This is a genomic window from Sporosarcina sp. 179-K 3D1 HS (genome assembly GCF_047228905.1).
Lineage (GTDB): Bacteria > Bacillota > Bacilli > Bacillales_A > Planococcaceae > Sporosarcina.
In genome coordinates, this window is the sequence record NZ_JBFEGI010000002.1 from 468,719 (window position 1) to 494,598 (window position 25,880).

Sequence of the window (25,880 nt, forward strand, 5' to 3'; positions counted from 1 at the left end):
AATGGATATGCAAAACGCATTGGAAGCTGCTGAGAAGCATGCTAGAATTCGTGATGGTAAAAATGTGGTTAATTTGGCGAGTGTTGCACAAGAAGAACAGAAGGCAAATGAACAGGGGTATGGCCTTTATAAATTGAAAGACAAGAATAAGGCATTATTTGTCCAAGCAATCCAACAGAACCTCGATGTACTCATCAGGAAAGAATACCTGACGAATGCAGAATTGGGGTTTCTTTTTTCATTGATGCCATTGGTCCAGTTACATTCAAATGGTATTACTGATACAGAAACAGGTCAGTTCATGACGGTATCAGATATTGCGAAGTATCTTAAACGTGATCGCACGGGTATCAGCTCGATGATACAAAGTCTGCTCGAAAAAGGGATACTACTTGAGATAGTTGACTCGCAAGAGATAAAGGAACATAAACGAAGCGTCACACGTAGACCCATATTCATGAATCCTGAAATCATCTATGCCGGTGACCGGAACAGAATCAATGCCACCTTATCTAAATTGGTCATTGAATTCGACAAACTCGAACGAAAAAAAGTCCTCCTTATGTGGAAGCTTTGGATAAAGAATGGAGGAGAATTCGGCAGACTATTCACTAGAAAAAGTTATCTGGAATTCAAAAAGAAGAAGGGGTAGGGGGGTGTGGAAAAAATTCCACACCTTTTATTGTTGACCTATAAGCATTGTTGCATTTCTTTCAATGGGTGTCGAAAAAATTCTACAGCTTAATTTAAATATTTCGGGGGTTAGTGTGAAAAGGGGGTGTTGAAAAATATCGACACTAGTGTTGAAAAATCCCCACACCCTAAAATGACAGTTAACCCTTTTGCTATAGGGTTTTAGAGGTTTTTTGCAATGGTGCCCTATCTCACTCTCTAATATACAAGGTCTCGAAGTACAGGCAATAAGGATAAACCGTTAAGTTGAAAAAAGGAAAGAAGCTCCTATTGTTGTAATTCAGATTTTTATATCAATGAACAAAGTAGGAAAACCTGGGCTGGAAAAAGGATGGCTGACGATGTGCTTCCTTTTAGCTGATATTTATCCAGCCCATGTTTTTCCCGTGTTCAATGAAAGGATGAAATAAGATTGAAGTACAATGATAATATGGTAATAAATGTAAAGTCGAAACGCAATAAGACTACTGACTTAGAATCAGCAGTCTTACGCACAGTCACCATTTGGTGTAGTCGAAGTATGAACAAGCTGGACATTCGATAAACGTGGAGATGTTTGGCAGTTGACCAGTACACGAAACAAAGGAGGCCATAGATTTGGAAAACGTTGCAGTAGATTTAGGCTATGGATTCGTCAAAGCAATTTCTTCATCGGGAAAGAGGGTCATCTTCCCATCACTGGTCGGGAAAGGGTATGAGAGGGGGATTACAAACATCCTCGGGGATACACCGAATGATATGGCCAATGTGCATATCTCCATTAAGGGCGAAGATTATTTTGTGGGAGAGCTAGCAAATGAGTCACGCTCTTTATCCCGTATATTTGAACGCGAGAGGTTCAATCATATTTATACACATATCTTACTGAATACGGCAATTCAGCTTGTCACAGAGGGCAGAGGTGGCACTGTGAATCTGTCTACCGGTCTGCCTCTAGACTTCTACCAGGCGCAAGCAAAGGATTTTCAATCCTCTATAACAGGCATCCAGTCCCATATCGAATGGAAATCAGGTCCCTTAGTGGAGGGGGCAAAACAGGTGAATATCGAACGTGCCTTAGTATTTCCACAAGGGGCTTCAGCCATCTTTTCAGCGTTGATCAATCACGAAGGAAAATATACGTATCCACAATTCATGAGCCATGGATCACTAATCGGTTTAATTGATATCGGATTTAGAACCACCGACTTTGTCGTCGTCGAAATTCAGCAGAACGGATCATTCATCCCGAAAGCGAAGTTATCAGGAACGGTGGATGACGGTGTGAACAATTTGTACAGGGATATCAGACAAGCCTATAAAACGCAAACAGGTGGAGCGGATTTGAGTGAGCATTATATATCAAGGATTTTAAAAGATGAACGGTTGATGTACAAAGGTAACAAGATTGATTTCAGCCAGATTATCCAATCAAGTAAGAAATCCATTGCCACAAATATTGTTGATCGTTTGAAAAACGTATGGGCTGAAGAATCCGATCTGTTTGATGCGATTTTTTTAGCCGGTGGAGGTGGTGAGCTATTCGAGCCTTTCATCCAGCCCCACTTTGATAACCGTTTGTTGATGATTACAGAAAGCCAATTTGCAAATGCGATCGGTTACTTGAGATTGGGGAAATCTGTATTCGACCAATTAAAGCGTCGGAGATCAGTGATTTAATATGAAAGTGAATTGGGAGAAGCGCTATAGTTTTCGTCTGAAGGAGGAAGATGAGGAAATCTTTAACCTACTTGCACAAGTGCCGGATAATAAACGGAGCGAAACCATTCGGCAGATGTTGAGATTTGCGTATCGCACAATTTTAGAAGGTCAGAAATTGAATCAGGATAATCAACGCCTGTTAGCCGAAGTGCAATTGTTGAAAGAGAATCTAGAGAAGCAGCATCAAGAGTTGCTAGGAAAAATTGATGGCAGTCTTGCAAAGGGAGAGGGACAAGTAAGCAAGTCAGATGGAGAATCATCAATAACTGAACAAGCGATAGACGATAGCGCCAGTGCGATGCTGTCGTCTTTTGGTGTTGAATTTTAATCACTTTGGAGGTGAGGAAATGCTTAGTACAAAGGAAGAGCTACGTAATCGTAAGAGGCAGAAGTTCTTGAAAGTATGTAAAACGCTGAGGGTATGTGATTCCTGCATATTTAAAGAATTGGTGATGATGGGTGATCGATCAAATGATAGAGAGATGGTTGAATCTATTTGCGGTGGTTGCCCCAATTATAAAGAAATGCGTATTGTAGGTGACGACCTGTGGAAAACAGATACAAATATTGAAGCAATTCTTCAGAAGAGACAGGATATAACTACGAATGAAATTGTGATGCTACTCAAAGAAGGGGTCCCGAAAAAGAAGATTCGGGAAGCATTGGGAATGAAATCAGTGATCGAATTCAGAGAGTTTATTACATTACTTTCTCAAATAAAGATTGGAGAGTGTTCAGATGAAAATATTAGAAGACACAATTAACTCTTATCTTGATGCTGAATATAAAATAAAACGTCTTTTAGCAGACACACAGAAGCTTATGAAAAATATCAATGTCTATATTTTATCTGCTGAAGAAGTCCAAAAATATCATACACTTTACCAAGCCATGAACGGGCTGGAAGATGCTTATTCTTCTATAGTTGATCTAAGTAGAAAGGTTTTGCTGGAGGGGCACTTACAAAAGAATGAATGGGATCGCTATGAACTGTGCGGACGAGAATTAACAAGCGGTTCCTCCGTTGACGTATGGCGGGAAGACCTGGACATGAAGGACGGCGGTTATTACGTACCTTCTCGAATTGAACATCGGGGAGGGGACTATTACTGCGTAGATATGCCTTATATAAAGCTAGATGGGCTAAAGGCTCGATTGAGGGCTTTGCCTTAATGGCGACTAATGAGAAGGAAGTGAATAATTATGCGAATGAATCTGGAGCAGACTTATAAGGCGGTCGTTATAAAAGAAATGTTGGAAGCGGAATTAAGAGATCTTGAAAATATCCGAGAAAAGCTGAATCGTGACAAGACAGTAAGCAAAGTGACTATCCGCAAGTTGGTTAAAAGAACGTTCATCTGGATGCCCATCTTCATGGTTCTCGTGAATTATGTTCGTAATGGCATTGATCCGTTTATTTTCATCTATATACCTGTGTTTCTATTTTACACTGCTATCTACACGGGGGTTATTGTAACTTTCATTTGGTTCTATAATACAGTCGTCAAACTCTACCGTAAAACAAAAAAAGATGGACCGGAAGAAAGGGCGTTCTATGAGCAAAACCAAAAAGCTCTTCAAGAAAATATTGAAACAATTGATCGTGCTTTGAAGAATGGTTCCTCCTTGGCCCCATCGTATCGTTCAAAACAAGTTTTAGAACAATTGATTGCCTATAAGAAAGAGGGAAGAGCGGCAACTGATGAGGGGGCCGTCGATATTTTAGAAAAAGAGCGTCCTGTAAGTGTTCAGCCTACTTTAGTCAGCCGTAAAAAGCGCTTTACTACACTAGAAAACTTCGCGTCAAAGCTCAGTCGCTTTTGCAACTTCATCGGTATGGTTGTGTTTGCATCTATGGTGACCAAAAGCATGAATCGACCTTTTCGTCGTAGAGGATGGTGACATGCGTCTGTCCTGCGAAAGGGGGTGAAAGAATGTTTAGACTCTTAATTGGGACAATCCTGATGGTCTTTCTTATCGTCGTTATCGGCAGTTTATTGCTAGAACAGTTTCCATCGTTGATTCCTTTGTGGGAGGAGTTGAAAATGCACGTAGTCAATCTTTATGAATCATCGCTCGTTAAATACGGAACGGTTACCACACTAATCTTGATTGTCGCGATTTTTATCATGGTAGGAAGTTCAAAGAAATTTTGACAAAACGAGGTGGGTAAATAATCAAAGAGGAGGTAACTGGTCTTGAGGAAGAGATTAATTAAATCGAGTAATCAGAAGGGTGGTCTATTGAAAAGGGCAGTCGAGATCTTCAGAAAATCGTCCGAACATGAAAAACGAAAGAAAGAGATACGGAAACGGGAAAAGAAAAGCAAACCGAAAGGATATCGGGCTAAGAGATTTGGTGCAATCACTTTCTGGATGCTTTTTTTATTTATGCTGCTGATTGTTTTCGTTAATGTCTTTTCTTCAAATGGACAATCGAGTGCAGCAAATAAGGGAGACAAAGAGGTAATAAATAAAGCAACCTCTGCTGAAGGGATTGAGTTCTCAAAAAGCTTTCTCGTGACATATTTCAATTGGAATATAGATAACGAGAAGAGGAGTGATCGGATTGGAAGGCTTAGTCAATATTTAACAGAAAAATTGAGTGAACAGGCAATAATAAGTGGTAATAAGTGGAGCTCAACACTTACCCGAGAAAACATTGTTCTCAAGCATATAGATAACCTCGGAGATTCCAAAGCGCGTATAACGTTCCAGGTGAATTTGCTATTTGAAAGCTCAGCTGTCAATAAACAGAAAGAAGACAAATCGGCAGTCGCTCCAGAGAAAGTGAAGACCGAAAAGTTTATTTCTGTTCCTGTTTTTTATGATGATGTCGAAAGGCGATTCATTGTATATGATTTGCCCAGTTTTACCCACGTAGAAAAGTCGAAAATTGAAAAGTCGATTGATCCAGAAACCAACGGTCTAAAGTCAATTACGGACGGTAGCACTCAAAATATCAAGGCATTCCTTGACACATTTTTTGAAGCCTATTCAACTGATTCAAAAGACAAGCTAACCTATATCGTGGATGATCCGAAACACCAGAGTGGTCTGAATCAGACAATGAATTTTGTTAGAGTGAAGAACATGGAGTTATTCGAAGGGAAAAGAGTCAATGAAAAAGTGGTTAGAACCGAAGTAATCCTTGCCGAACCAGAGACGGGAATTGAATTTACTTCCACGTATCTCTTAGTGTTGGTCGAGAAGGAGGGGCGTTATACCGTTTTGTTCATCAACAATAAATCGTACATCGATGAGTTGAAAAATAAGAAGCTGGAAGATGAAATCTTAGAAGAGACTAATGGTGGTGACAATAAGGCCTCTTTCCAAGATAGTCAATCGGATGATTGAGTAAACCGGATGCAGACAATTATGTCTGTGTTTTTTTATTGTGAAGGGAGGTGAGTCAAGTGAGTTTGGAAGGATTGTTTACATGGTTCTCAGAGGAAATCAAATGGGCCCTGTTCATCGTTCTGTTTGTTGCATTGATAGTGACAGCGTTTAAAAGAGCATGGATTGCAATGATCGGTGTCGTTATCGGCCTTGCTTTTATCGGGATTTTCATCGTGAATCCAGACGTTTTGATTAGCATTTCAGAGTTTTTTGCCGAGAAATTAAATCTCGGTAACTGAAGCCCGTATTAACTTAACGGCAAGGAGGGGATTGCTTCTCCTTTTTGGATTCCTTAACAGCGAACAGCAGGGAGGTGAAAGATCATTAAAAGGATACCGCTTTATGTATTAAACAATTTCATTCGTTTTGAAAGGCAGCTCTATCAAGTCTTCGGTTTGGAATTGGGTAGACCATTGCGGCTGAAAGCGGTTATGTATTTCTTTACAATCGCGGCTGTGGAATCAGCCCTTTACTTCACTCCCGGAATCGGTTGGTTAATTAATTGGATACCGGTTGGTATTTTGATTATTATTCCGATTGGCCTTGCTTGGCTGCTTGCGGATGTAGGGACGGAAGGAAGGTCCCCAATATACTTCTTTCGTTCATTCATTTTCTATCAGGTAAGGAAGTTGAAAAATATCACATTCTATAGAGGACGGGAAGTAGATGAGGAAAGAGACTACCAATTTTATAACTACTTCACATATAAAAGATCAATCCAGAAAGAGCATAATTCTGCAGGAATGCTTGCTGAAATCAATAAAGAACATGCTCAAGTTAATAATTATCTAGCCCGTATTTCAAACAGGGTCCCAGTCATTAGTGAAATGCTCGGCCCGTATTCAATAAATAAAGTGGTGGTTATGGAGTTTGATAATAAAACTATTTCTGAGAAAGAGGTTGTAACTAAATCAAAAAAGAAGCTGTTCTAATTTCAGCTTCTTTTTTCAAAGTAAAAGGAGTGGTAGACGTGAAAATCGAGTTCCCAGTTAAACATATAGAAAATAACTTAGTTTTTTCACATGATGGAACTGTCTGGGCATATTACAAAATAGACGGATTCAACTATGATTTCTTGGAGGACGATGAAAAGGTGTTACCCTTTCAACAACAGATGTCCTTCTTAACAAATGTGGGGTTAGACCTCCATTATCTTGTCGTCCCTAACCCAACTAATATAAAAGGGATATTGGACTCTACTATTGAGGAAATGAACTTGAAAGAATATCCCCTGAAGGAGAACGGGATTCAATTTATAGAGCAAGTCAAAAAGGCACTTGAAAATGAAAGGGAATTGAATGAGTCCAGTGAATACCATCATTACATCGGCATTCAAATAGACCCTGAGAAAAATAGATATGTCTCCGGTAATGCTGGAATCAATGCTTTAACGTCCGTCAAGCAGTTTTTTGAAGGTTTCAAATCACCGCTGTATCAAGCAGTCGGATTGTATCCCGATGATATTTTGCAAAGTCAGATCGAAGCTTTCGAAAGCCAAGCGGTTTCCATTGAATCCACAGTTGCCAATTCATTTGGCTCCCGTATCCAAAAAGTCACGACGGAGGAATTGGTCTTTATTATTGAGAAAACTTTTAGCACACGAAATAACAACACGGATGTTAAGCCCCGTACATCTTATCGAATAGGGAATACCGTTGAAGGAATCGATAAGCAAGGAGGGAGACATAAAGCAGTTAGAAATAATAAAAAGGACTTCTTCGACTTACAGAATACTAATATTAGGGAGGTCGGACCAAAGACTTTGCAGCTAAGTCGAATCACAGATGATAACGAAATTGAAAATCTATACTGCCAGTACTTGACCATTGACTATATGGATGATGTTCAACATCATCCCGGAAGCGAATGGCTCTATCGTATTCAATTACGTATGCCGTTCCCACTGACCGTTTCAATACGTGCTGAAAACCAACCGAACGAAATTATTAAGAAGAAATTGACTAATGCTAAACTAGAATTTAGAGATCAACGAAAGGAGGCTGAAAAGGGCGGACAAGACGTTGATATGAGTGTAGATGTCTCTCAGAGCGGCACGATCCAGATGGAAAACTATTTCAAGCAGACAGGGTTTCCAGGTTTCGCTTGTTCATTCGTTTTTAAAGTGACCGCTGAATCGGAAGAGCAATTAAAGACTCGGGTCGGCTTATTGCGGAATGAACTATCCAAGTTCGGCTTAAAGATTGTTGCCCCTTACGGTGAGCAGCTTCATTTTTTATTGGAGTCGATTCCAGGCTCAAAAAAGTATCATGATGATTACAAGATGGAAGTGGCACCCGGCGTGTTAGCGGGGATGATGTTCGGGGCAACAACTAATATCGGTGATAACCGCGGATTTTATATCGGTCATACTTCTCAGTTTTCTAAACCGGTATTTATTCAGCCGGATCTAGCTGCTAAGGCATTCGATGGATTAGGAAACGTTGTAGACTCAATTTCTGTTCTTGTAGCCGGTATGACTGGACGAGGGAAATCCTTCTTCATGAACTTGTTTATTTATCTAGCGACACTTACCGGTTCAAAAGGGTTAATCATCGATCCAAAAGGAGACAGGACTGGATGGGATAAGGGGCTCCCGTTTATCCCTAAAGAATTTATTGAGGTATGGACGCTTGGTGCTGATCCTGATGATGCCGGCTCACTCGACCCGTTTAGAACGAGTACGAGCATTGAGGAAGCCAAAGATATTACTATGGATATTCTTTCGTATCTGGCCAATATCAGTTTGAATGAAGATGCCTACAATATCTTGAGCGAAGCGGTGGAGGAAGTAGCGAATAAGGAAGACCCTTGTATTGGGCGCGTCTTAACCTATCTCCATGACTTGTACGAGAATCGTCCTGAGAGCATGTCGAATACACGTTATGAGTCACTGGAAAGGTTAAGAGGTACTTTAGAAACGTTAAAGCGAAACCAGTTGTCCATGTTGTTGTTTGGAGAGGTCGGCCAGAATTTCAAAGTTCTTGAGCATGATAAACCAATTCAGGTCCTCATGATTCAAAACTTGAATCTGCCATCTTCCAGTGAAAAGAAGAATACCCGAACAATACACAAGATCTCTGAAGCAATTATGATTTCAATTACTGCTTGGACAAAGCAATACATGTTTAAAAGTGAGAGAGGCACCCATAAATTTATTCTGCAAGACGAAGCGAGTGCAATCGAGCGAAGCCCAATTGGTGCTGAACTAATGGACTTCATTGTCCGAATGGGACGCTTTTATAATACAACCCTAATGAAAGGATCACAAAATGCCTCTGACCACGGAAATGATGTTGCGAATATGGGAATGAAATTTAGTTTCGGATTACGAAAAACAAGTGAAGCGGAAGAAATGTTGGATTATCTCAACCTACCGAAGACAGATGCAAACATTGAAATCTTGAAATCATTGGATCGTGGGGAAGCACTGTTCCAAGATATTTATGGACGTTCTGCTGTGGTCAAAATCAATCCTGTGTTCGTTGAGCTATTGGATGCTTTTGATTCCTCCACCTCATCTGAAGCAGAACGAGAACGTGAAAAGATAAGAGTAGTATGATAACATAAAAGCCATTGAAAGGGAGTGGTGAGTTGTTTAAAAAAAGTATATGGGGATTTTTCCTCCTACTAGCCATGACTATTTTGATGGCAGCATGTAGCTCTGAAAATGAAGCGGATGCAAATGAAAAAACCATTGATAATGCGAGTAAATATGCAGAGGTATTTGAAGAAACGGATTCAATTGCCCATGATTTCATGGTTGAGAAGATTGAACAAAATTATCCAGAAATCCTGAAGTATTTAACTTCTGATGGAGTTGAAGAACTGAAAGAAAAGAAATCTTATCTATTAGACAGTCACGAGTATCCAAATCGTTTTGAAGAACTTGAAGGTAAGTATGAATTGAGAAGATATGATAATTTCTACAACGATGAGAAGGGGGAAGTCTATTATAGATATCGAACACCTGATGACAAAGATGTATTAACTAACAGCTGGATAATAATAAAACAAGATGATAATAATGAATGGAAAATCGAATCATATTATGGTGAAAGACCAGAAGTAATTAATGATAGTAATGCTGAAACTGGTACTGTACTTCATGAATTACCAGAAGGTTAAATTACTAAATAAAAGAGGAGGTAACAGGCTATTGATAACCCTTGCTTAGTGCATAGGGTTATTTTTATTGCCAAAATTTTTATGGTGCCTAACTATAAAAGAGTGTTTTGTGGAGTCATGGTGATTCTGTTTTTAACTTTAGGTATAACTCATACTGGGTTAGCGGACGACGGAGAAGATTCTTCTCCGAAAACAGACATTATGGATATTATCACGGATCAATATGGTGAGTTTAGAGATGACGGAAAATCTTATTATCATTTGGATGCTGTATCGGATAAAGACGTAGAGTCTTCTGAGGAAGGGGAAAAGTTCTGGGCTGATACCTATGACAAACTTTTTGGTTGGGCTGACGTCAAGGAAAATGTGGGAAACAAGCTAAGTGAGATGGTCAATTTGGTCAACAACATCGTTTTTGATATTAACATGTTTTTGACCTATACCATGTTGGTAATGTATGACTTGGCATATACAGCAGATTTCACTGAGAAAATAATTATTGAATTAGAATCACTTATGTCAAATATCACAGGTATTTCCGGCGGGACATTCAGTATAGGAAATGGACTTTTCGGGAATCTAGTAAAACTGATAGCGATTTTGACAGGTATGTATGCGTTATATATTTTTATTATAAAAAGAGCGTTCTTCGACACTTTTGCTTCCGTGTTTCAAACAATAATTGCACTCACAATTGCAATTCTCATGTTTACGAACTACACTGCTCTTTTAACAGGGGCGAACAAAATTACCACTGATCTTAGTGGCTTTGTTGTAGGTTTGCCAAGTCATTCTACTGATTCGGAATTAAATATTGATGATCCAAGAACAAAAATGAAAGATAGTATTTGGGGGATGTTTGTTGATAGACCCTATCTCTATATGCAGTACGGGACACATGATGTTGAGTCAATAGGCAGAGGAGATAGAGATAGAGGTATAAAGCGCGTAAAAAACATCCTAAAAGAGCCTATTGGTGAAGAGAGATTGACTAAAGTTATTGAAGATGAAGCCTCAAAAAAACGGGCATAGTAATCACATGATGAAATATTCAGCTGTAAATAGTCGTTTAGCATTCTCGTATTTCTACATGATGATCAATGGGCTTGTCTCTTTACCTATTTATTTATTATCACTCTGTTTGATACTGTTCCAGTTTTGGTTCATGGTCATAGCCGCACTTGCTCCGTTCGCTTTGCTAATTTCAGCGATTCCGGGTCAATTTAATGTTATGAAACGATATTTCATTGAGCTGGGTATCCCTTTAGCCTTGAAGATTTTTGTGTCTTTTGTTGCGTTAATCGTATTTGTAATTTCGGAAATCATTTATGCCGGTGATTTCAAATCGATTAGTGGAGGGTCCAATCCTTTCTATAGTTATGTAGGAGCGGCAACTTTCAACTTATTATTGTTTGGAACAATCTTTATCCTGAGGAACAGAATCAAGGATATCTTCTCTTCCGCATCAAGCACAATTCGAGAACTTAGGGAGAGTTCAGGAACATTCAATGCGCCATTTAAGAAAGGTTTGCAAAATGTCGCTTCAGTTGGTGGTGCAGTCGCCGGAGGAGTTGCTGGTGGTCCAGCCGGTGCAATGACAGGAGCTGCAATCGGCGGTTCAATCGGTAGGGTTGCAACAGGTGAAGGTGGTGTCAGTGATATTGCCGGTTCCGCAATGAGGGCTCAGCGTCTTGCCCATTTAAGTAAAATGTCTCAATCTCAACAAGCGACTAAATTATCCGGTCTAGATAAAACTAAACTAGATAAATTTTTGGATGATAAAAATCTTACGCCTGAAATGAAGAAAGAAACGATGGAAGCATTCGAGAAGGCTGGCATCAATCATCTGTCAGACGATGAACTATCTGAACAATTCGAGAAGATTAGTGATCAGAATAACCTGGAAGGCAATTTTGCTGAATCATTTGCGAAGGGTGTCTTGGATAGCAGAAAGAGCAAAGCGGTCGAATTCGAGAAGGATTTATTGTTCCCCGGAAGAGTGCAGCAGCGAGAACAAACAAAAGCTATTCTGTCTGAAACAGGCATGTCGTCGGAAATGGTGGATTCCACAATGCAGGCTTTAGATAAGTATGGATTGCGAGATGTAAGTAGTGGGGAATTGCATACACAGTACGATAAATTGAAAGTGCAAGGCGACCTTTCAGAAGGATATGCGGAAACATTTGCAAAAGGCATTTCTGATGAAAGGAAATCTCTCCAATTACAGAAAGAAAAGCGGGATGTATACGGGGAAGTGGAATACGAACTTCATATGAATAAGACGATGATTACGAATGAACTTGCGAAGAATGGTTTGCCTCCAGAAATGATTAATCAAACATTAGACACTTTGAAATCTCATGGTATTGATAACCTTAGTCAAACTGAAATGAAGCGACATTTTGATATCGTCGTGGAAAAAGCAGAACAGGGAGAATGGAAAAACGGATTTGCCAACACGTTTGTTAGCAATATCGTAAATGAAAGAAATACCATCGAATTGGAGAAAGAACGTAAAGCCCTGTTGGAAGGAAATAAACTTAAATCCTTTGATGGTATTCCTAAATAGGACTGTTCTCTAGTTTGAAAAAATAATAAAGGAGTTGAAATGTTAGTGAGTGAGCAGACAAAACGGATATTGATGATGAGCGTGATAGGTCTATCTGTCACGCTTTTGTTATTTGGTTTCATTGTTGGGATTGTCGACAAAGCAAAGAAGAAAAGATTGGATGAGCAAATAGTCAAAGAAACATCGTCTAATGAAAATGATAATATTTGGCAATATACCTCAAAGGAAGAATCTGGAATCCGAAATACCTCAAAAAGTGAAATGATATCTCATGAATTGAAAGGAGAAGATGATGCCGATGAAAGTCCTGAAAAAAACTATTTGAGAGTACCGGATGATGCCACCAAGAATCCTACACAAATTGATATGTTTCCGCAAAAATCTTTGGAAGAGACAAAAGCACTTGCCCATGAATTTGTAACAAAAATTCATGCGTTTGATAGGAAGAAGCCTACCGAACATTTGGATTCTATTGAAGGTTTATTGGTACAGGGGCATATCGATTACCTAAGAAATAGTGAAGATGAAAAGATTGAAGGGATGAAGGACATAGAAGGTATCATCTCACGAAAAGTGCTAAAAGTTGAAATCAAGGAACCAGTTGCTCCTACACTGATAGCTATTTCTTGGGATGGTGTTGTTATAAGTGAAGTGGTGGATAGCCATGGGCAGACCAGAAAAGATTCTGATGTATACAGCATGATGTTTGAAAAAGATAGCAATGGCCAGTTTCAAGTCACTGATTACTATTTGAATTATGACCGAAAAAGATAAGGAAGGAGGGGGGCGAACAGAAAAACTTTTATGTGCGAGGTGTTCGTTTAGATATTATGAAAAAGTTGCTATGGATCGTCCCGGTTTTAGCCAGCCCGGGTTTACTTCTATTGTTTTCCATTCTCGTCCTCTTCCTCTTCTTTGCTGTATTTGTAATCTTTACCGAGGAGGATGATGAAAGATGGAATCTCGCCGGTGGCGCTGTCTGTCGGCCAGATGGTGAAATCAGTGAGGAACTGTTCTTCTCTCAATTCAATAATGCCGGTAAATTTACGGACAAGGGACAGGTTTTTATTGAAGTTGCTGACAAATATGAAATTGATCCGGTATTGATGGCTGCTGTAGCCTTTCATGAAACAGGTTCGGGAACATCGGCTGCTGTCATGTTGAAAAATAATCCGGGTGGTTTAATGGACCCGGCAACTGGTAGCCGGTTTTTATATGCCTTTGCAACAATTGAAGATGGAATAGAGGCAATGGGGAAGACGTTGCACAATCGAATAATTAAAGATGGGTTAATTACAATTTCTGATTTAGGCAGTGCCTATGCACCCATTGGAGCCGACAATGATCCAACTGGATTGAATAAACATTGGGTGCCCGCTGTAACAACCTTTGTTGCTCAATTCGGTGGTTTGACGATGAACTGTGAAGTACACGTTGTTGGCGATTGGATAATTCCCCTGATGACCGGAATAAAGATTACTAGCCCCTTCGGTTTTCGTATACACCCCGTATTTGGGGATGAGCGATTGCATACCGGCGTGGATCTTGCATGTGCAAATGGAGACCCAATCCTTGCAGCCCAGAGTGGTAATGTCATCTTTGCCTCAGGTAATGGTTGGTCAAATGGTTACGGACTTCATGTAATGATAAATCATGGTGAGGTAACTACACTTTACGCCCATATGAATTCCGTTAAAGTAAGTACAAATCATGAGGTATCACAAGGGGACGTAATCGGTACATGCGGTTCTACTGGAACTTCCACCGGAAATCATCTCCATTTTGAAATAATACGCGGCGGTGTCAAAGAAGATCCCATGCCGTATTTATCGGAATACAAACCAGTTAAAGAAGAGTAAATCAGGAAATGATTTTTGTCAGACGTAAAGTAGTTCTGAAAGTATTGCTAATCCAGTGTTTCCATTCGTTTACGTCGGCCGTTTAGCAAAATGGACGTCGGACAAAAAAACATCGTATAAATATTGGTGTTATAGGGTCTTTCATTCCTAACGTCTGACGTTAGGCTATTTGCGTTTCAGAAAGATCATTTACGTCCGACGTTAGGATTCATAAACATTGACGTAGCAGGGTTAGGGGGATGAAATAACGTCTCTGAAATTAGAAAGGAATGAATTTGATGGACTCAGAAAAGAAAATGCTATTTGAGCAATTGAAGAATATTGAGGAAATGAAAGTTTACCTGATGGCAAGAATCAATAGGCTAGGGGGGAATAATGATGCGATAGGTAGCACCTCCGTTTATCCAATGGCTAGGGTGAAACCGATGTTTATCAATGGTTACCCTGTCTTTCAGTTTTCATATGAAGGTGCTTTACCGTTATATAAAGAAGCAGATCGGGACTATCTAGCAATGATTAGACATTATTATTATCGCGCAACCCTTGATGCCTATGACTTCTCGAAGATTAATATTAAGTTCGATAAGTCTGCAATTATCATTGCTCATCATTACGAAAATAAAGTCATTCGTGATTTAGATAATCGAAATAGGAAGCTCATCCAGGATGCAATCCGGCATACTGGACTGATTGGGGATGATAGCTGGTGGCGAGTATGGAATGTCGATGTCGGATTTCTAGATCCGCGAGGGAATCATGTTCAGGTCTATGTCGTACCACAGGAGAATTTTGCAGAGTTTATCACGTATCTACAGAGTGAACACTTTCACTTGGCTCATATCCCTGAAGCAACTGTAAAGGGAGGGATATTGGAAAAATATAAAGCCGATATCGAGCAAAAAAACGTTGAAAAAGAGAGGAAGCAGGGGGAAGTAATGAGCCACTTATTAGAGGGGGCATCCAATGACTTTTGGGGCTGACTCTTTTTGTGGATTGCGTATGTTGTACCCGGCAAAATACCATGATTATTAGGTGCAATATAAGGATTCATTGCAAATCTTAATATTGTACCCAATAGGGACGTAATATTGTACCCTCTATTTTAGAGTGAAATGCAGGGCATGAATAGCTTTATTGAGATATAGCCGAATTGGACAAATTGAGGAGGTTTAGTTGAGGCAATTCGTAACACCGTGTAGAAGTGACCGAAAATAAACAGCCCCCACGAATAAACGAAAGGAGATGAATCCATGTCGCGGGCCAACAAAAAACAGGTCGTGAAGATACTCCAACCTTTGGATATTGCGATACTAACTGGACTCTACGAATACCGTGCATTGAGTACGGAGCAGATCATGCGACGCTACGAACTGTCACGATGGTACACGTACAAGAAACTACGAATCTTGCGCAATTCCAGATTGATCAGCACGCACCCAATCAGTGGTTATCTTGTCAATCAGAACAGGCAAGGCTCCTATCACCGAATCAGTGAAATCGGCATTTCCTGCTTGCGAGAGCAGGGGGTGCCTGTTGAACGGAGAGCGGACCAGTTACGAATAAACATTCGTCACCTCCCGTTCCTACTCTCCACGAATGATGTAATGATTGATTTGGAGGCATACGGATGGCAAATGAAGGATAGCAGGAAGGTAAAGGAGAAATTCGAGCTGAACCGGGGAGCAAACGTACAGGGGATGCTGAAAAGTCCACGAGGCACGGAATATCTGTTCTACATGTTCCTCCATGGCGTGGGAATGAAAAATCTCATGAAGGTATCCAAGGAGTTGATGGATGTCAGCAATCCAAACTATATCCTCTTTGCCAAGAGCGCGGCAAGCTACATGAAAATCGTTGATCATCTTTCAACCAATACATCTGCCATCGTTCAATGCCAAAGTCTGAAAGTATTTCCTTACACTTTTGCCAAATACTATTTACGCCATTTCGAAGATGAAAAGAACGTCATGAAGTTTCTAGAAGACTACGAAATTTACGACCTGTCCTTCAAAACGGATTTTAAAGACACTAGGAAGAAAAAATACGATGGCTTGGAGCGAATCGTCCGGTACGAAGGAGAAGAAAAGTATCTTGTGAATCTGCTCGACACAGATTTGGTCAAAATTTATAATATCAAGCAATACCGCAAAGAAATGTACGAATTGGATGGTCGTAAAGTGCTTGTGATTACCACACCAATGACCCGGCATACACACGAACAGCTATTAGGAGAGATTCATCACATCGACTTTCTTGAAATTGATTCAGGGGATCTTATCGATTACCTGTCAGCAATTTAATGTTCCTTCTATTATATATAACCAGTCCTTTGAAACGCGTTTTGTATTTACAATCACTTAATCATGAAAGGAGAAATACTATGCAAATTAATAATCAAGTCATTCCTGAACTTCTGGAAATGACAAAACTGACTGCCCATGAAATTGGGCTTAATAAAGAAATCGCTGCCCATCTTGGTGAAAAAGAACAACGGAGGATGTACCGGACCATGCGTGAACTTTTAGCCGATGAACTTGTTTTCGTGTTGAATCTGGAAGTGTCGAGTGCCCGAAGCAGAAAGGGTTGATTCCATTGCAAGTTTTCATAGTGGCCATAAGTTTTCTAACTGCAGCATTGGGCATCACAACCATGTTCAATGCTGTCTATATCCCCCCAGCAAGATTGATCCTGATTTCTGGGCTGACGACTATTGCCATCTATTTCATCGTCAAGCGAATGCAACAGCGGAAAAATAAAAAGCTGGATAGGATTATGTCATTCACGATGTCGTTGTTCGCAGCAATGTTTCTTTCAAGCCTTGTTTATGCAGCATGGAATATGGAAAAGTTCCTTTCCCGGTTAACGATGATGAAAATGACTTTGGTGTTGCTCGTGACAGTTTCTGTTTATTTGAACATCGTTTTCATCCGAGCAGAAATCTCTTACAAGAAAAAGCGTGGTAACCAACGAATTGAGGAACAGCCGAACAAAAGCTATTTTGAAAAAAGGAAGGAGGAAAGGGAGAGAATAAAACGAGGTGATGTCAGAATCGTGCTAGGTGAATCCACTGACAATGATGATTAACAAAATATGGAATCTAGGTATAAATATTCGGGTTGAAATAGTGTTGGAATATTCCGGGATTGGTCCTATAATTCTATTTATAGAATTGCTAGTGCTTTCTGGTGCATTACTAGTGCAATGATAATGTCCTTTTCTTATTCAAGTAACGGGCAGGTTAGTTGAACAAGGAATTTTAATGAAAATGAGGAGTGAAGAATGTTAAGCACTATGATAAAGGGAGGGTATTAATGCGTAGTATCATAATTATTTTGCTAGGATTCGGGCTGTTATTAACTGGTTGTTCAAATGAAGCAAGCGTTATAGAAGTCGGGGTTTATAAGGCAGAAGATATACCTTTTGAAGATGGCTCAGGTAGAGTAACCATTGCATTTGAGGACACAATTCTCGATGATGGCGCGATTGTAGAGGGAATTATTGACGTAATTGTATTAGCAAAAGAATTAAAAACAACTGCAAACTATGAAATTTCACTTGAAGGAGATAATCACCAAGGAGTTGTTTTTGGACCTAAAGAAAATGTCGAGATACGATTTGGAACTATTGTAGGGGAAACTTTATTTCAGCCTAATGAGCAAGGAGAACTGTATGTTTCAATGAAGAATCCATTGAGAATCATTTCAAATGCAAAAGAAGTACGAGTTATTGTCTCAGAAAATGGAAAAGAAGTTTTAAGGACGGAACCTTTTATAGTGTCGAAAAAAATTCCGCAATAAGAAAAATATCAAGTAAGTTGAAACGAGAAGGATTGACGTACTTTTAGTAGAAGTTTTATTGAACAAAATGGTGCTACTTTGATGGCTTTTTTTCTTATTGAACTAACGGGGCAGGTTAATTTAATAACATTGGATTTTATAGCCCAATATATTAAGATAATGGATTAATTATTCTAGGAGGTATTAGATGAAACCACGAATTTCAGTTATAACATTGGGTGTAGATGATTTGGAAAGGTCATTGAAGTTCTATCAAGATGGACTTGGATTACCAACAGAAGGAATAGTTGGGCAAGAATTTGAGCATGGTGCTGTTGCGTTTTTTGATTTACAATCAGGAGTAAAACTTGCCATTTGGAATCGTGAGGATATAGCCCATGACACAAGCATAAATCAGACACCAAAAAGCCCTACTGAATTTACAATTGGGCATAATGTAGGGAGTAAAAAAGAGGTCGATATGGTAATGGAACAGGCAGATAAAGCTGGTGCAGTTATCACAGTTCCAGCACACGATACCTTTTGGGGAGGGTACTCTGGATACTTCCAAGACCCTGACGGACATTTGTGGGAAGTAGTTTGGAATCCAGCTTGGGGAAATTACTGAAAAAGGTTCTAAACTTCATCTTCAACTAAAGGGTTATGTTGCTAACCTATACAAAACACGTTTCATTCAGCCATTGAATAAAGCGTGTTATTTTTATTGCCTTTATACGGGAGGAGGAAATCACAAAGTGTTTTTCAAAATTAAAATCTGTAGAAATGAGCTGTATATCTACCCGGAAGTCGAAGAATGTGTAGCGAAACAAAGCCCAACCCAATTAATCGAGTTGGGTTTTGTTGTCCTTGAAACATCCCTTCTATTGTTGAGGATGTTGGATACTCAAAATTATAAAAAAGATATGCGGTTTTGGGTGAAACGTATATCCCACAATGCCAATTCGCTACCAGAATTATTATGGGAAGAAGGTGAAAATGCAAATCAACTAATGTTAAGAAAACAGAACAAAGAGCACCTGGAATTACTCAGATATAAAATATCTAGAACCATTCAAACGTTGTTCAGTTTTGAGGATGATCATCGTGCCCCATTCAAAATGGATCAAATCCATGAGTACTTCGGCAAGTGGGATTGGATAAAGAAATAATATTGAAAGGAGGTGAGGTTGATGGGAATGCCCATCGTATGGCAGGGAAGTGATTGTTTTACTCATATGCTTGCTGTGGGCCCTACTCGTTGCGGAAAGACGGCAACTATATTGAAGCCCATGATCTATCAATTGCTTCTCCAAAAGAAACGAGGTGTTCCTTTAGGCTTGTCTGTTGTCGAGCCGAAAGGGGATGTGGCGGCGATGGTTGCTGAAATGTGTGAAGAAATGGATATCCCATATATTCATGTTGACCCAGACAAACCCGATTCTGCAAGCTTTAACCCAATGGAAGGTGAAACGGACACAGTGGCGGAGGCGACAGTCGTTGTATTAAAAGGATTGTTCGGAAAGCAGGATGCGTTCTTCGCAACTGTACAAGAACTCTCTGCCCGTAATGTGACGAAACTCTTGAAAGAACTTCATGGAGATAGCATGGATATTATTGATGTGATGAACACGCTGCGCGATCAAAACGTTTTACAGCAAAAGGTATCGGAATTGAAGCATCGTGACGGCATGACGGACTTGGTCCATTTTTTTGAAGCGGAACTTCTGGGAAGTATGCGAGAAAAATACCAGCAATTCGTAATCGGTCTAAGAGCACAACTTGAAAACATCGTTAGTAATGAAGCTCTGCGAACTATCATGACAGGTAGGAGCGATGTGAATATTGATGAACACTTGGAAACAGGGGGAGTTCTTGCCGTCAATACAGCTCTTGGAAAGCTACGTAAAGCAGGTGATGCCTTCGGCCAATTCATGATTATGCACCTGCAAAATGGAACGTTCAGGAGACCGGGAACAGAAGAAACCCGTATACCCCATTTTTTGATAGTCGATGAATACAGCCGTTACATCAATCCTGACGTGGAAATCTTCTTATCACTCGCTGCCGAATATAAGGTAGCGGGTATTTTTGCTACACAATCTCTTGGTCAACTCGAAATCGAATCAGGAAGTCTTGGTCCGAAGGCGATGAAACAAGCAATTCTTACGTCTTGTCGAAACAAAATCTGTTTTGGCGGCATTTCAGCACAAGATGCTCAAGATTTTGCGAATGAATTCGGCAAAGACAAAGTCATCATGCGGCAAAGCACATATAAGAACCGTATCTTATTGCCGCGGCTGTTTCCAGATTCCTATCGTGATACAGAAGATGAAGAATATCGATTTGACCCTACGGATTTAATGGACGGCATACCAAAGTTCAACTTTGTCCATAAACTCCTGCAGGACGGAACACCGCAAAAGCCAGCGTTAGCGAAAGGTCAGTTTGTTCCTCGTAATTGGAAGGAGCTGAGGGAATGGGAGGGTGGAACGTCTATTAAAAAGTCGAAGATGAATAGTTTGCTCAGTCGTTTCCGGAAGAGAATGAAAGCGAAAAAAGAAAGAGCGGTTGGACTTGAACAGGTAGAGCAAATGAGGGCTGAATCATCAAGTAAACCGATTTCCCAGCCTGAACTTGAAACGCTACATTCCTTTAAAGAATTTGCAAATAAAAAACAAACAAGTGATTCTCTTCCAAATGAAACAAAACAGGAAGCAGAAATGAAACATCATTCCGAACAGAAAAAAGAATCAATGGAACCGGTTAAGTCCATCGTTCAACAATCTCAAACAGAGGCTGAACGGTCATCAGGTGCAAAAATAAAATCGAAAGAAACGAGCAATGTTGTGAGGTCTAATGACGGATTTTGGGATTAGCAAAATGAACCGAGTTTCAATGACTTACAAAAGATAAACTAATGAAATGGAGAGATTTTAAAATGGCTGAAAACAACGTGCAAGTTCTAATTGAGGGTTTTGACCCATCGAAAGTGGAAGTGGTAAATAACTTTGATAAGGATTGGAAAGAGGTCTACGGTGCGCATCAAAATAACTCAATTATCCAGGCACCAATCATCGGAATTGAAAAATTACTAGGTAAGACATGTGCAGTTGTCTCTGTAGGGAATATTCGCGGGTTCATTCCATTGGAATTTACAGGGGCAGCTAACCTTCAACAGTTAAGAGCCATGACTGGACAATCCGTGGCGTTCAAGGTTTTGAATTATGACAGGGAAGCGGAAATATTCACTGGCTCACGTACTGCCGCTTTGGATCACATGGCTGCCATCACGCTCAAGAAAATTGAAGTGGATGATGAAATTATTGCCGTTGTCCGAAGTGTCAGCCCTTCACTTGTCCGTGCGGATATTGGCGGTATTGAGGTGAAGATTCCACTTGAAGAAATCAGATACGGTTGGATTGATGATTTAACAGAAGAAGTGAAGCAGGGGGATCATCTGAAAGTTAAAGTCTTGGAGATAGATAAAGAAGAAAAGAAAGTAACGGTAAGCGCAAAGGCAACGCAAGAAAATCCGTGGCTCCGTTCTATCGGACGTTATACATCTGGCAACGAATACGTCGGTACAGTCTCAGGTGTCCGTGAATATGGTGTGTTCATTAATCTGGAAGCAGGTGTAGATTCGTTGGCCCGTCATTTGAAGTTTCAGAACGTGAAGAAGGGTGATCGTGTGCTTGTCCGTGTATTGGAAACAGATGCACAGAAAGAGCAGATTCGTGCTCGTATAACACGTGTGCTTTGAACCTGGGGAGGGGTTGCGTCAAATTGATGCAACCCTTTTAATTATAAAAAGAGGAGGAATAGGCAATGTCACTTAGTCCATATTCTTTGTCGCACGATTGGTCGCTTCATTGGACACGAATACCATCGAATATAAAACGTTCAGATTTTATAAATGGAGAGTCACCAAAGGAAAGAAAGGCTTTAGCGGCATTGGCAGCTGTAGGGTTAATCGGGGGATTGCAACTCTCCCGGTTATTTTCTTTAGATAAGAAACGGCTCAAACGAATGGTGACAGAAAGGAAAATCGTTCGACATGAGATCCATAGAAATAAGCAGGTTATACCTATTTACACACTTGGAATAAATGGAGCAGTTATTTCTGGGCCGAATGAGTGTTACGAAAGTAATTACTGGGTCGAATATAAAATAGAGGATGTTTTGAAACGTCTTCTGTTTTTTCAACTGTTTCAACATTTTCCTGAAAATAAGATTCTTCCTACACCAGTTCCGTTTAGTGGGGCAATCCAGTTTAAAGGAAGGCGGATTTATGTGTATGTAGCACGCGGTGATCTAAATGATCTACTCATATATTTGAAATGGAATGCAAAAAACTTTAGTGAGCAACTCATAATTATTGCAGAATCAATTAGACACTTACAATACCTAAAGGAGTTTATCCAAGATCTCAAGTTAAGAGTGCTTTTAGACTTAGATGTACTTTCCTACAACAAAAATCTACAAAAGCTTTCTTACTTTCTTAATGAGAGCGGAAATTTTATTCGTGACCTAGATGATTAAGAAAAATATGGGATCGACATATGATGTAATAGTCTGATTTCATATCGTTCTATGCTACAATATATTCATATCTTTCATTCTATTCAATTACTATATATCTATTGGTTTAACCATTTAATGGGGGAAGAAAAAAATGATTTTTAAAGTAACACCTGTAGATACTAATGTGAAAAACGAGCAGGGAGGATATGTTTATCTTGTAGAGGATAACTGGAATGACTGGTGGAAATACAGAGTACTTTATCAAATGTATTTTAAGGACGAACAAGATGAGGTCTTTTATATAGGTTCTGTAAAATTTGGAGAGATTGGAATGAAAGAGGGTCAAGATAAAGTAAACATTCCAAAACAATTTGAATCACTAAATAATACAAAGTTATTTTCACTTGGTCAGGACAGCTATTATTATGAAAATTTAAATCGTCTTGGGGATCAATTTAGAGATCAATTACTTCAAAATTTAAAAGATATTTCATTAGACCTCAATCTATTAAGTAAGGTAGTTTCTTTAAATGTAACCTCGGATGCGGTGATGAGGGGAATAAATATCGAAACAATCAAAAAGAAGTACAATCATTTAGCCAGCGGGAATTCTGCTCTCACAGAATACGATTTAGAATTTATAATACCTAAAAGTGAAAACGAGTTATCTGAAAGGTATGAACTACCATTTGTTTCTGAACCTGACTCCAATCCACCTACGAATGTTCAAGCAATTATCGGAAGGAACGGTGTTGGTAAGACATATTTACTTAATCAAATGGTAGGGTCATTGATAGGTTCTGAGAAGGAAAGAGAAAATTTTGGAGAATTCCATTCATCTATCGTGCCAAAAAATGAACAAATATTTGATAACATCATTTATCTTTCATTTAGTGCATTTGATGATGCGAAATTTTTTGAACCAAAAAAAATAAAGAAGAATGGTATTGGTTATACCTATATTGGCTTAAAAACCAGGGCTATATCTTCTAAGAATATCAAAAGAAAAAAAGCTGATTCATTAAAAAATACAGTTCGAACTAAAAGTACGGAACAATTACGTAATGAATTTATAGAAAGTGTGTGGACTTGCAGAGCAATTCCATCGAAAAAAGCTAGGCTAGAACAGGCGATTAATATGCTTTATACTGATCCGATATTTGCAAATTCTCAAGTTGCAGACCTACTAATGGCTACAGAAGAAGAAAGACAATATGAAAAAAAAGCTGATCTTGAAAAGAGGGAGTTGACAGAAAATGAGAAAAAGTATTTAAAGGATAGTTTTATAGAAACCTCTGAACCTATATGTAAAAAATTCAGTTCAGGTCATAGCATTGTATTATTGACAATTGTTAAGTTGATTCAAGAATTAGAAGAAAAAACATTAGTATTGTTAGATGAGCCAGAGTCACATTTGCACCCCCCTCTGCTATCAACGTTTACTAGAATATTGTCAAATCTACTTGTTAGTAGAAATGGAATGGGGATAATTGCAACACATTCACCAGTTATTTTGCAAGAAATCCCCAAAAAATGTGTATGGATTTTAAATCGTTTTGGTAGAGAGTTTCAATTTGATAGACCGGAAATTGAAACTTTTGGAGAGAATATTAATACTTTGACAAAAGAAGTATTTTCTTTTGAAATCACTGATTCAGGGTTTCACAAATTATTACATGAAGTCGCAAATAAAATGGAAAGTTATGAAGATGCTTTGAAATACTTTAATAACGAACTTGGAATGGAAGCTAGAGCAATTTTAAGAGCACTGATGCAACAGAGGGAGAACGGCTAAAATGCGTATTTTAAGAGAACCTCCATATTCAGCAATTGAAGTTTTCGAGACCTGTATTAGTAAAGTCAGGAATCTGGATCTAAAGGATAGATACACTGAATGTTTACCAGATATTGCAAAGGCTTCAGAGGCATATAAAGAATTAGCGAATAAGGCATTATTACATACTTATGAAGATAAACTTTGTTTAATCAGGCGAATAAGCATTGATGAAATGAAAGCGGTATACACTCAAAGAATGGCTCACCAAAATGGCCCAGGATACAAGATATATAATAAGATTAAGAAAGCAACTTTCAATCGGACATGTCCCATTTGTGGACAAAGGAAAGTTTCAACTCTCGATCATGTATTACCTAAATCAGAATATCCTTCGCTTGTAGTAGCGCCTATTAATCTAATACCAGCCTGTCATGAATGTAACAAACTTAAATCATCCAAAATTGCTAAGTCAAGTTTAGAAGAAACTTTACATCCGTATTTTGATGACTTAGGAATGGAACGTTTTCTCTTTGCAGAAGTAGTTGAAGAAAATATTCCTTGGGTAAACTTTTTTATTGAACCACCTAATAGTTGGAATGATCTATTAGCTGCACGTGTCAAACATCACTTCAAGTCCTTTAAATTAAATGAACTTTATCGAATACATTCAGTTGATGAAATAATAGGTCAAATTGAATACTGGAGTTTATTAAATGAAAATAGTTTGAGAGAACATTTAGTTGAACAAGCCTCTAGTCGTAAGAAAGCTCATGTGAATTCTTGGCAAACTGCTTTTTATGAAGGGGTAGCCAAAAGTGATTGGTTTTGTAAGGGTGGGTTCCTCGAGATTGGGGAACCAGAAGACCTCATTTAACTTAGCACCGAATTTCGAAAAAATTGCTAACCATCTTTGATTTGGATATAATGTAAATAATTAATTTGTTTATAAAGTCACCATTTTTCTAAAGTGGAAGTCGAAAAACCTTTGATTAATTATTAAAGGAGATTCGGCACAAATGTTTAGCCATTTCATTCTCTTTATGATAAGATGGCAGCCTGCTTAGCTCACAAATTTTTTTTATGTATAATAGATACTTGCGCATTTTTGCGTAATATAAATTGAAAAGCCGATGATCCCATTTGGGTATCATTGGCTTTTTACCTTTAAATCTCAAAGGAGTGTGAAATAAAATGATATGAAAAAAATGGTTTTCGTTTTCTGTAGCATTGGTTTCTTAAAAGTTGATTGATCCCTTAGGGGTGATGTCGGCTTTTTTTATTTTTAAAAATATAAAAGGAGATGGTTGAAATGGAAAAAGTGTTGACGTTTACAAATGAGCAGAAGTCATTGATTTGGAGCAGATTTGTTCAGCCAACAAATGGGTGTAACCGTCAAGTAGTTTTGGACACTTTTTGCTCGTTAAATTTGGACACTTTCCGCTTAAAATAACGTCTCCCGAT

Annotated in this window: 28 protein-coding genes; all 28 read left to right on the plus strand. The window is 39.0% G+C overall.

Going from position 1 to position 25,880, the window contains the following annotated elements:
• Position 1: 1 nt before the first annotated feature.
• The 28 genes from AB1K83_RS04965 to AB1K83_RS05100 all read left to right on the plus strand — a co-directional run bounded on the left by AB1K83_RS04965 (position 2) and on the right by AB1K83_RS05100 (position 25,293).
• Positions 2–652, plus strand: a complete 651-nt coding sequence (locus tag AB1K83_RS04965; RefSeq protein WP_413057042.1) for a hypothetical protein — start codon at positions 2–4, stop codon at positions 650–652.
• Positions 653–1,290: 638 nt separating this feature from the next.
• Positions 1,291–2,352, plus strand: a complete 1,062-nt coding sequence (locus AB1K83_RS04970; protein WP_413057043.1) for a hypothetical protein — start codon at positions 1,291–1,293, stop codon at positions 2,350–2,352.
• A 1-nt stretch (position 2,353) separates the two neighbouring features.
• Positions 2,354–2,722: a hypothetical protein gene (locus tag AB1K83_RS04975; RefSeq protein ID WP_413057044.1), complete on the plus strand. Its 369-nt coding sequence runs from the start codon at positions 2,354–2,356 to the stop codon at positions 2,720–2,722.
• A gap of 19 nt (positions 2,723–2,741) precedes the next feature.
• Positions 2,742–3,158, plus strand: coding sequence for a hypothetical protein (locus AB1K83_RS04980; protein WP_413057045.1), 417 nt, complete (start codon positions 2,742–2,744; stop codon positions 3,156–3,158).
• Complete coding sequence (locus AB1K83_RS04985) at positions 3,133–3,567, plus strand: DUF5348 domain-containing protein (protein WP_413057046.1); 435 nt, start codon at positions 3,133–3,135, stop codon at positions 3,565–3,567. The genes AB1K83_RS04980 and AB1K83_RS04985 overlap by 26 nt, the downstream gene beginning before the upstream one ends.
• A 30-nt stretch (positions 3,568–3,597) precedes the next feature.
• Positions 3,598–4,296, plus strand: coding sequence for a hypothetical protein (locus tag AB1K83_RS04990; protein ID WP_413057047.1), 699 nt, complete (start codon positions 3,598–3,600; stop codon positions 4,294–4,296).
• A 32-nt stretch (positions 4,297–4,328) separates the two neighbouring features.
• A complete protein-coding gene (locus AB1K83_RS04995; RefSeq protein WP_413057048.1) occupies positions 4,329–4,550 on the plus strand; it encodes a hypothetical protein in 222 nt (73 codons plus the stop codon).
• Positions 4,551–4,592: 42 nt separating this feature from the next.
• Positions 4,593–5,750, plus strand: a complete 1,158-nt coding sequence (locus AB1K83_RS05000) for a conjugal transfer protein (protein WP_413057049.1) — start codon at positions 4,593–4,595, stop codon at positions 5,748–5,750.
• A 59-nt stretch (positions 5,751–5,809) separates the two neighbouring features.
• Positions 5,810–6,031, plus strand: coding sequence for a hypothetical protein (locus AB1K83_RS05005; RefSeq protein WP_413057050.1), 222 nt, complete (start codon positions 5,810–5,812; stop codon positions 6,029–6,031).
• Between the two features lie 120 nt (positions 6,032–6,151).
• Positions 6,152–6,724, plus strand: coding sequence for a TcpE family conjugal transfer membrane protein (locus tag AB1K83_RS05010; RefSeq protein ID WP_413057087.1), 573 nt, complete (start codon positions 6,152–6,154; stop codon positions 6,722–6,724).
• Between the two features lie 38 nt (positions 6,725–6,762).
• Positions 6,763–9,351 (plus strand): ATP-binding protein, encoded by a 2,589-nt coding sequence (locus AB1K83_RS05015; protein ID WP_413057051.1) that lies wholly within the window; start codon positions 6,763–6,765, stop codon positions 9,349–9,351.
• A 32-nt stretch (positions 9,352–9,383) separates the two neighbouring features.
• Positions 9,384–9,917, plus strand: coding sequence for a hypothetical protein (locus tag AB1K83_RS05020; protein WP_413057052.1), 534 nt, complete (start codon positions 9,384–9,386; stop codon positions 9,915–9,917).
• 117 nt (positions 9,918–10,034) lie between these two features.
• The gene (locus tag AB1K83_RS05025) at positions 10,035–10,949 is read left to right on the plus strand and encodes a CD3337/EF1877 family mobilome membrane protein (protein ID WP_413057053.1); all 915 of its coding nucleotides are present in this window, start codon (positions 10,035–10,037) and stop codon (positions 10,947–10,949) included.
• Positions 10,924–12,486 (plus strand): hypothetical protein, encoded by a 1,563-nt coding sequence (locus AB1K83_RS05030; RefSeq protein ID WP_413057054.1) that lies wholly within the window; start codon positions 10,924–10,926, stop codon positions 12,484–12,486. The genes AB1K83_RS05025 and AB1K83_RS05030 overlap by 26 nt, the downstream gene beginning before the upstream one ends.
• A gap of 45 nt (positions 12,487–12,531) precedes the next feature.
• Positions 12,532–13,260 (plus strand): hypothetical protein, encoded by a 729-nt coding sequence (locus tag AB1K83_RS05035; protein ID WP_413057055.1) that lies wholly within the window; start codon positions 12,532–12,534, stop codon positions 13,258–13,260.
• 56 nt (positions 13,261–13,316) lie between these two features.
• Positions 13,317–14,345: a peptidoglycan DD-metalloendopeptidase family protein gene (locus AB1K83_RS05040; protein WP_413057056.1), complete on the plus strand. Its 1,029-nt coding sequence runs from the start codon at positions 13,317–13,319 to the stop codon at positions 14,343–14,345.
• 278 nt (positions 14,346–14,623) lie between these two features.
• Positions 14,624–15,325 carry a hypothetical protein gene (locus AB1K83_RS05045; RefSeq protein WP_413057057.1) on the plus strand — a complete coding sequence of 234 codons (702 nt, stop codon included), beginning with the start codon at positions 14,624–14,626 and terminating at the stop codon, positions 15,323–15,325.
• A 270-nt stretch (positions 15,326–15,595) separates the two neighbouring features.
• Positions 15,596–16,645: a replication-relaxation family protein gene (locus AB1K83_RS05050; protein WP_413057058.1), complete on the plus strand. Its 1,050-nt coding sequence runs from the start codon at positions 15,596–15,598 to the stop codon at positions 16,643–16,645.
• A gap of 80 nt (positions 16,646–16,725) precedes the next feature.
• Positions 16,726–16,932 (plus strand): hypothetical protein, encoded by a 207-nt coding sequence (locus AB1K83_RS05055; RefSeq protein WP_413057059.1) that lies wholly within the window; start codon positions 16,726–16,728, stop codon positions 16,930–16,932.
• 5 nt (positions 16,933–16,937) lie between these two features.
• Positions 16,938–17,429 carry a hypothetical protein gene (locus tag AB1K83_RS05060; protein WP_413057060.1) on the plus strand — a complete coding sequence of 164 codons (492 nt, stop codon included), beginning with the start codon at positions 16,938–16,940 and terminating at the stop codon, positions 17,427–17,429.
• Positions 17,430–17,656: 227 nt separating this feature from the next.
• Positions 17,657–18,142: a hypothetical protein gene (locus AB1K83_RS05065; protein WP_413057061.1), complete on the plus strand. Its 486-nt coding sequence runs from the start codon at positions 17,657–17,659 to the stop codon at positions 18,140–18,142.
• 187 nt (positions 18,143–18,329) lie between these two features.
• The gene (locus AB1K83_RS05070) at positions 18,330–18,749 is read left to right on the plus strand and encodes a VOC family protein (RefSeq protein WP_413057062.1); all 420 of its coding nucleotides are present in this window, start codon (positions 18,330–18,332) and stop codon (positions 18,747–18,749) included.
• 127 nt (positions 18,750–18,876) lie between these two features.
• Positions 18,877–19,290, plus strand: a complete 414-nt coding sequence (locus tag AB1K83_RS05075) for a hypothetical protein (RefSeq protein WP_413057063.1) — start codon at positions 18,877–18,879, stop codon at positions 19,288–19,290.
• 21 nt (positions 19,291–19,311) lie between these two features.
• On the plus strand, positions 19,312–20,997 hold the full coding sequence (locus tag AB1K83_RS05080) for a type IV secretory system conjugative DNA transfer family protein (protein WP_413057064.1): 1,686 nt from the start codon (positions 19,312–19,314) through the stop codon (positions 20,995–20,997).
• 62 nt (positions 20,998–21,059) lie between these two features.
• Positions 21,060–21,881 carry a S1 RNA-binding domain-containing protein gene (locus AB1K83_RS05085; protein ID WP_413057065.1) on the plus strand — a complete coding sequence of 274 codons (822 nt, stop codon included), beginning with the start codon at positions 21,060–21,062 and terminating at the stop codon, positions 21,879–21,881.
• A gap of 65 nt (positions 21,882–21,946) precedes the next feature.
• On the plus strand, positions 21,947–22,660 hold the full coding sequence (locus AB1K83_RS05090) for a hypothetical protein (protein ID WP_413057066.1): 714 nt from the start codon (positions 21,947–21,949) through the stop codon (positions 22,658–22,660).
• A gap of 133 nt (positions 22,661–22,793) precedes the next feature.
• Positions 22,794–24,437 carry an AAA family ATPase gene (locus AB1K83_RS05095; RefSeq protein ID WP_413057067.1) on the plus strand — a complete coding sequence of 548 codons (1,644 nt, stop codon included), beginning with the start codon at positions 22,794–22,796 and terminating at the stop codon, positions 24,435–24,437.
• Between the two features lies 1 nt (position 24,438).
• Positions 24,439–25,293 carry an HNH endonuclease gene (locus AB1K83_RS05100; protein ID WP_413057068.1) on the plus strand — a complete coding sequence of 285 codons (855 nt, stop codon included), beginning with the start codon at positions 24,439–24,441 and terminating at the stop codon, positions 25,291–25,293.
• Positions 25,294–25,880 lie beyond the last annotated feature (587 nt).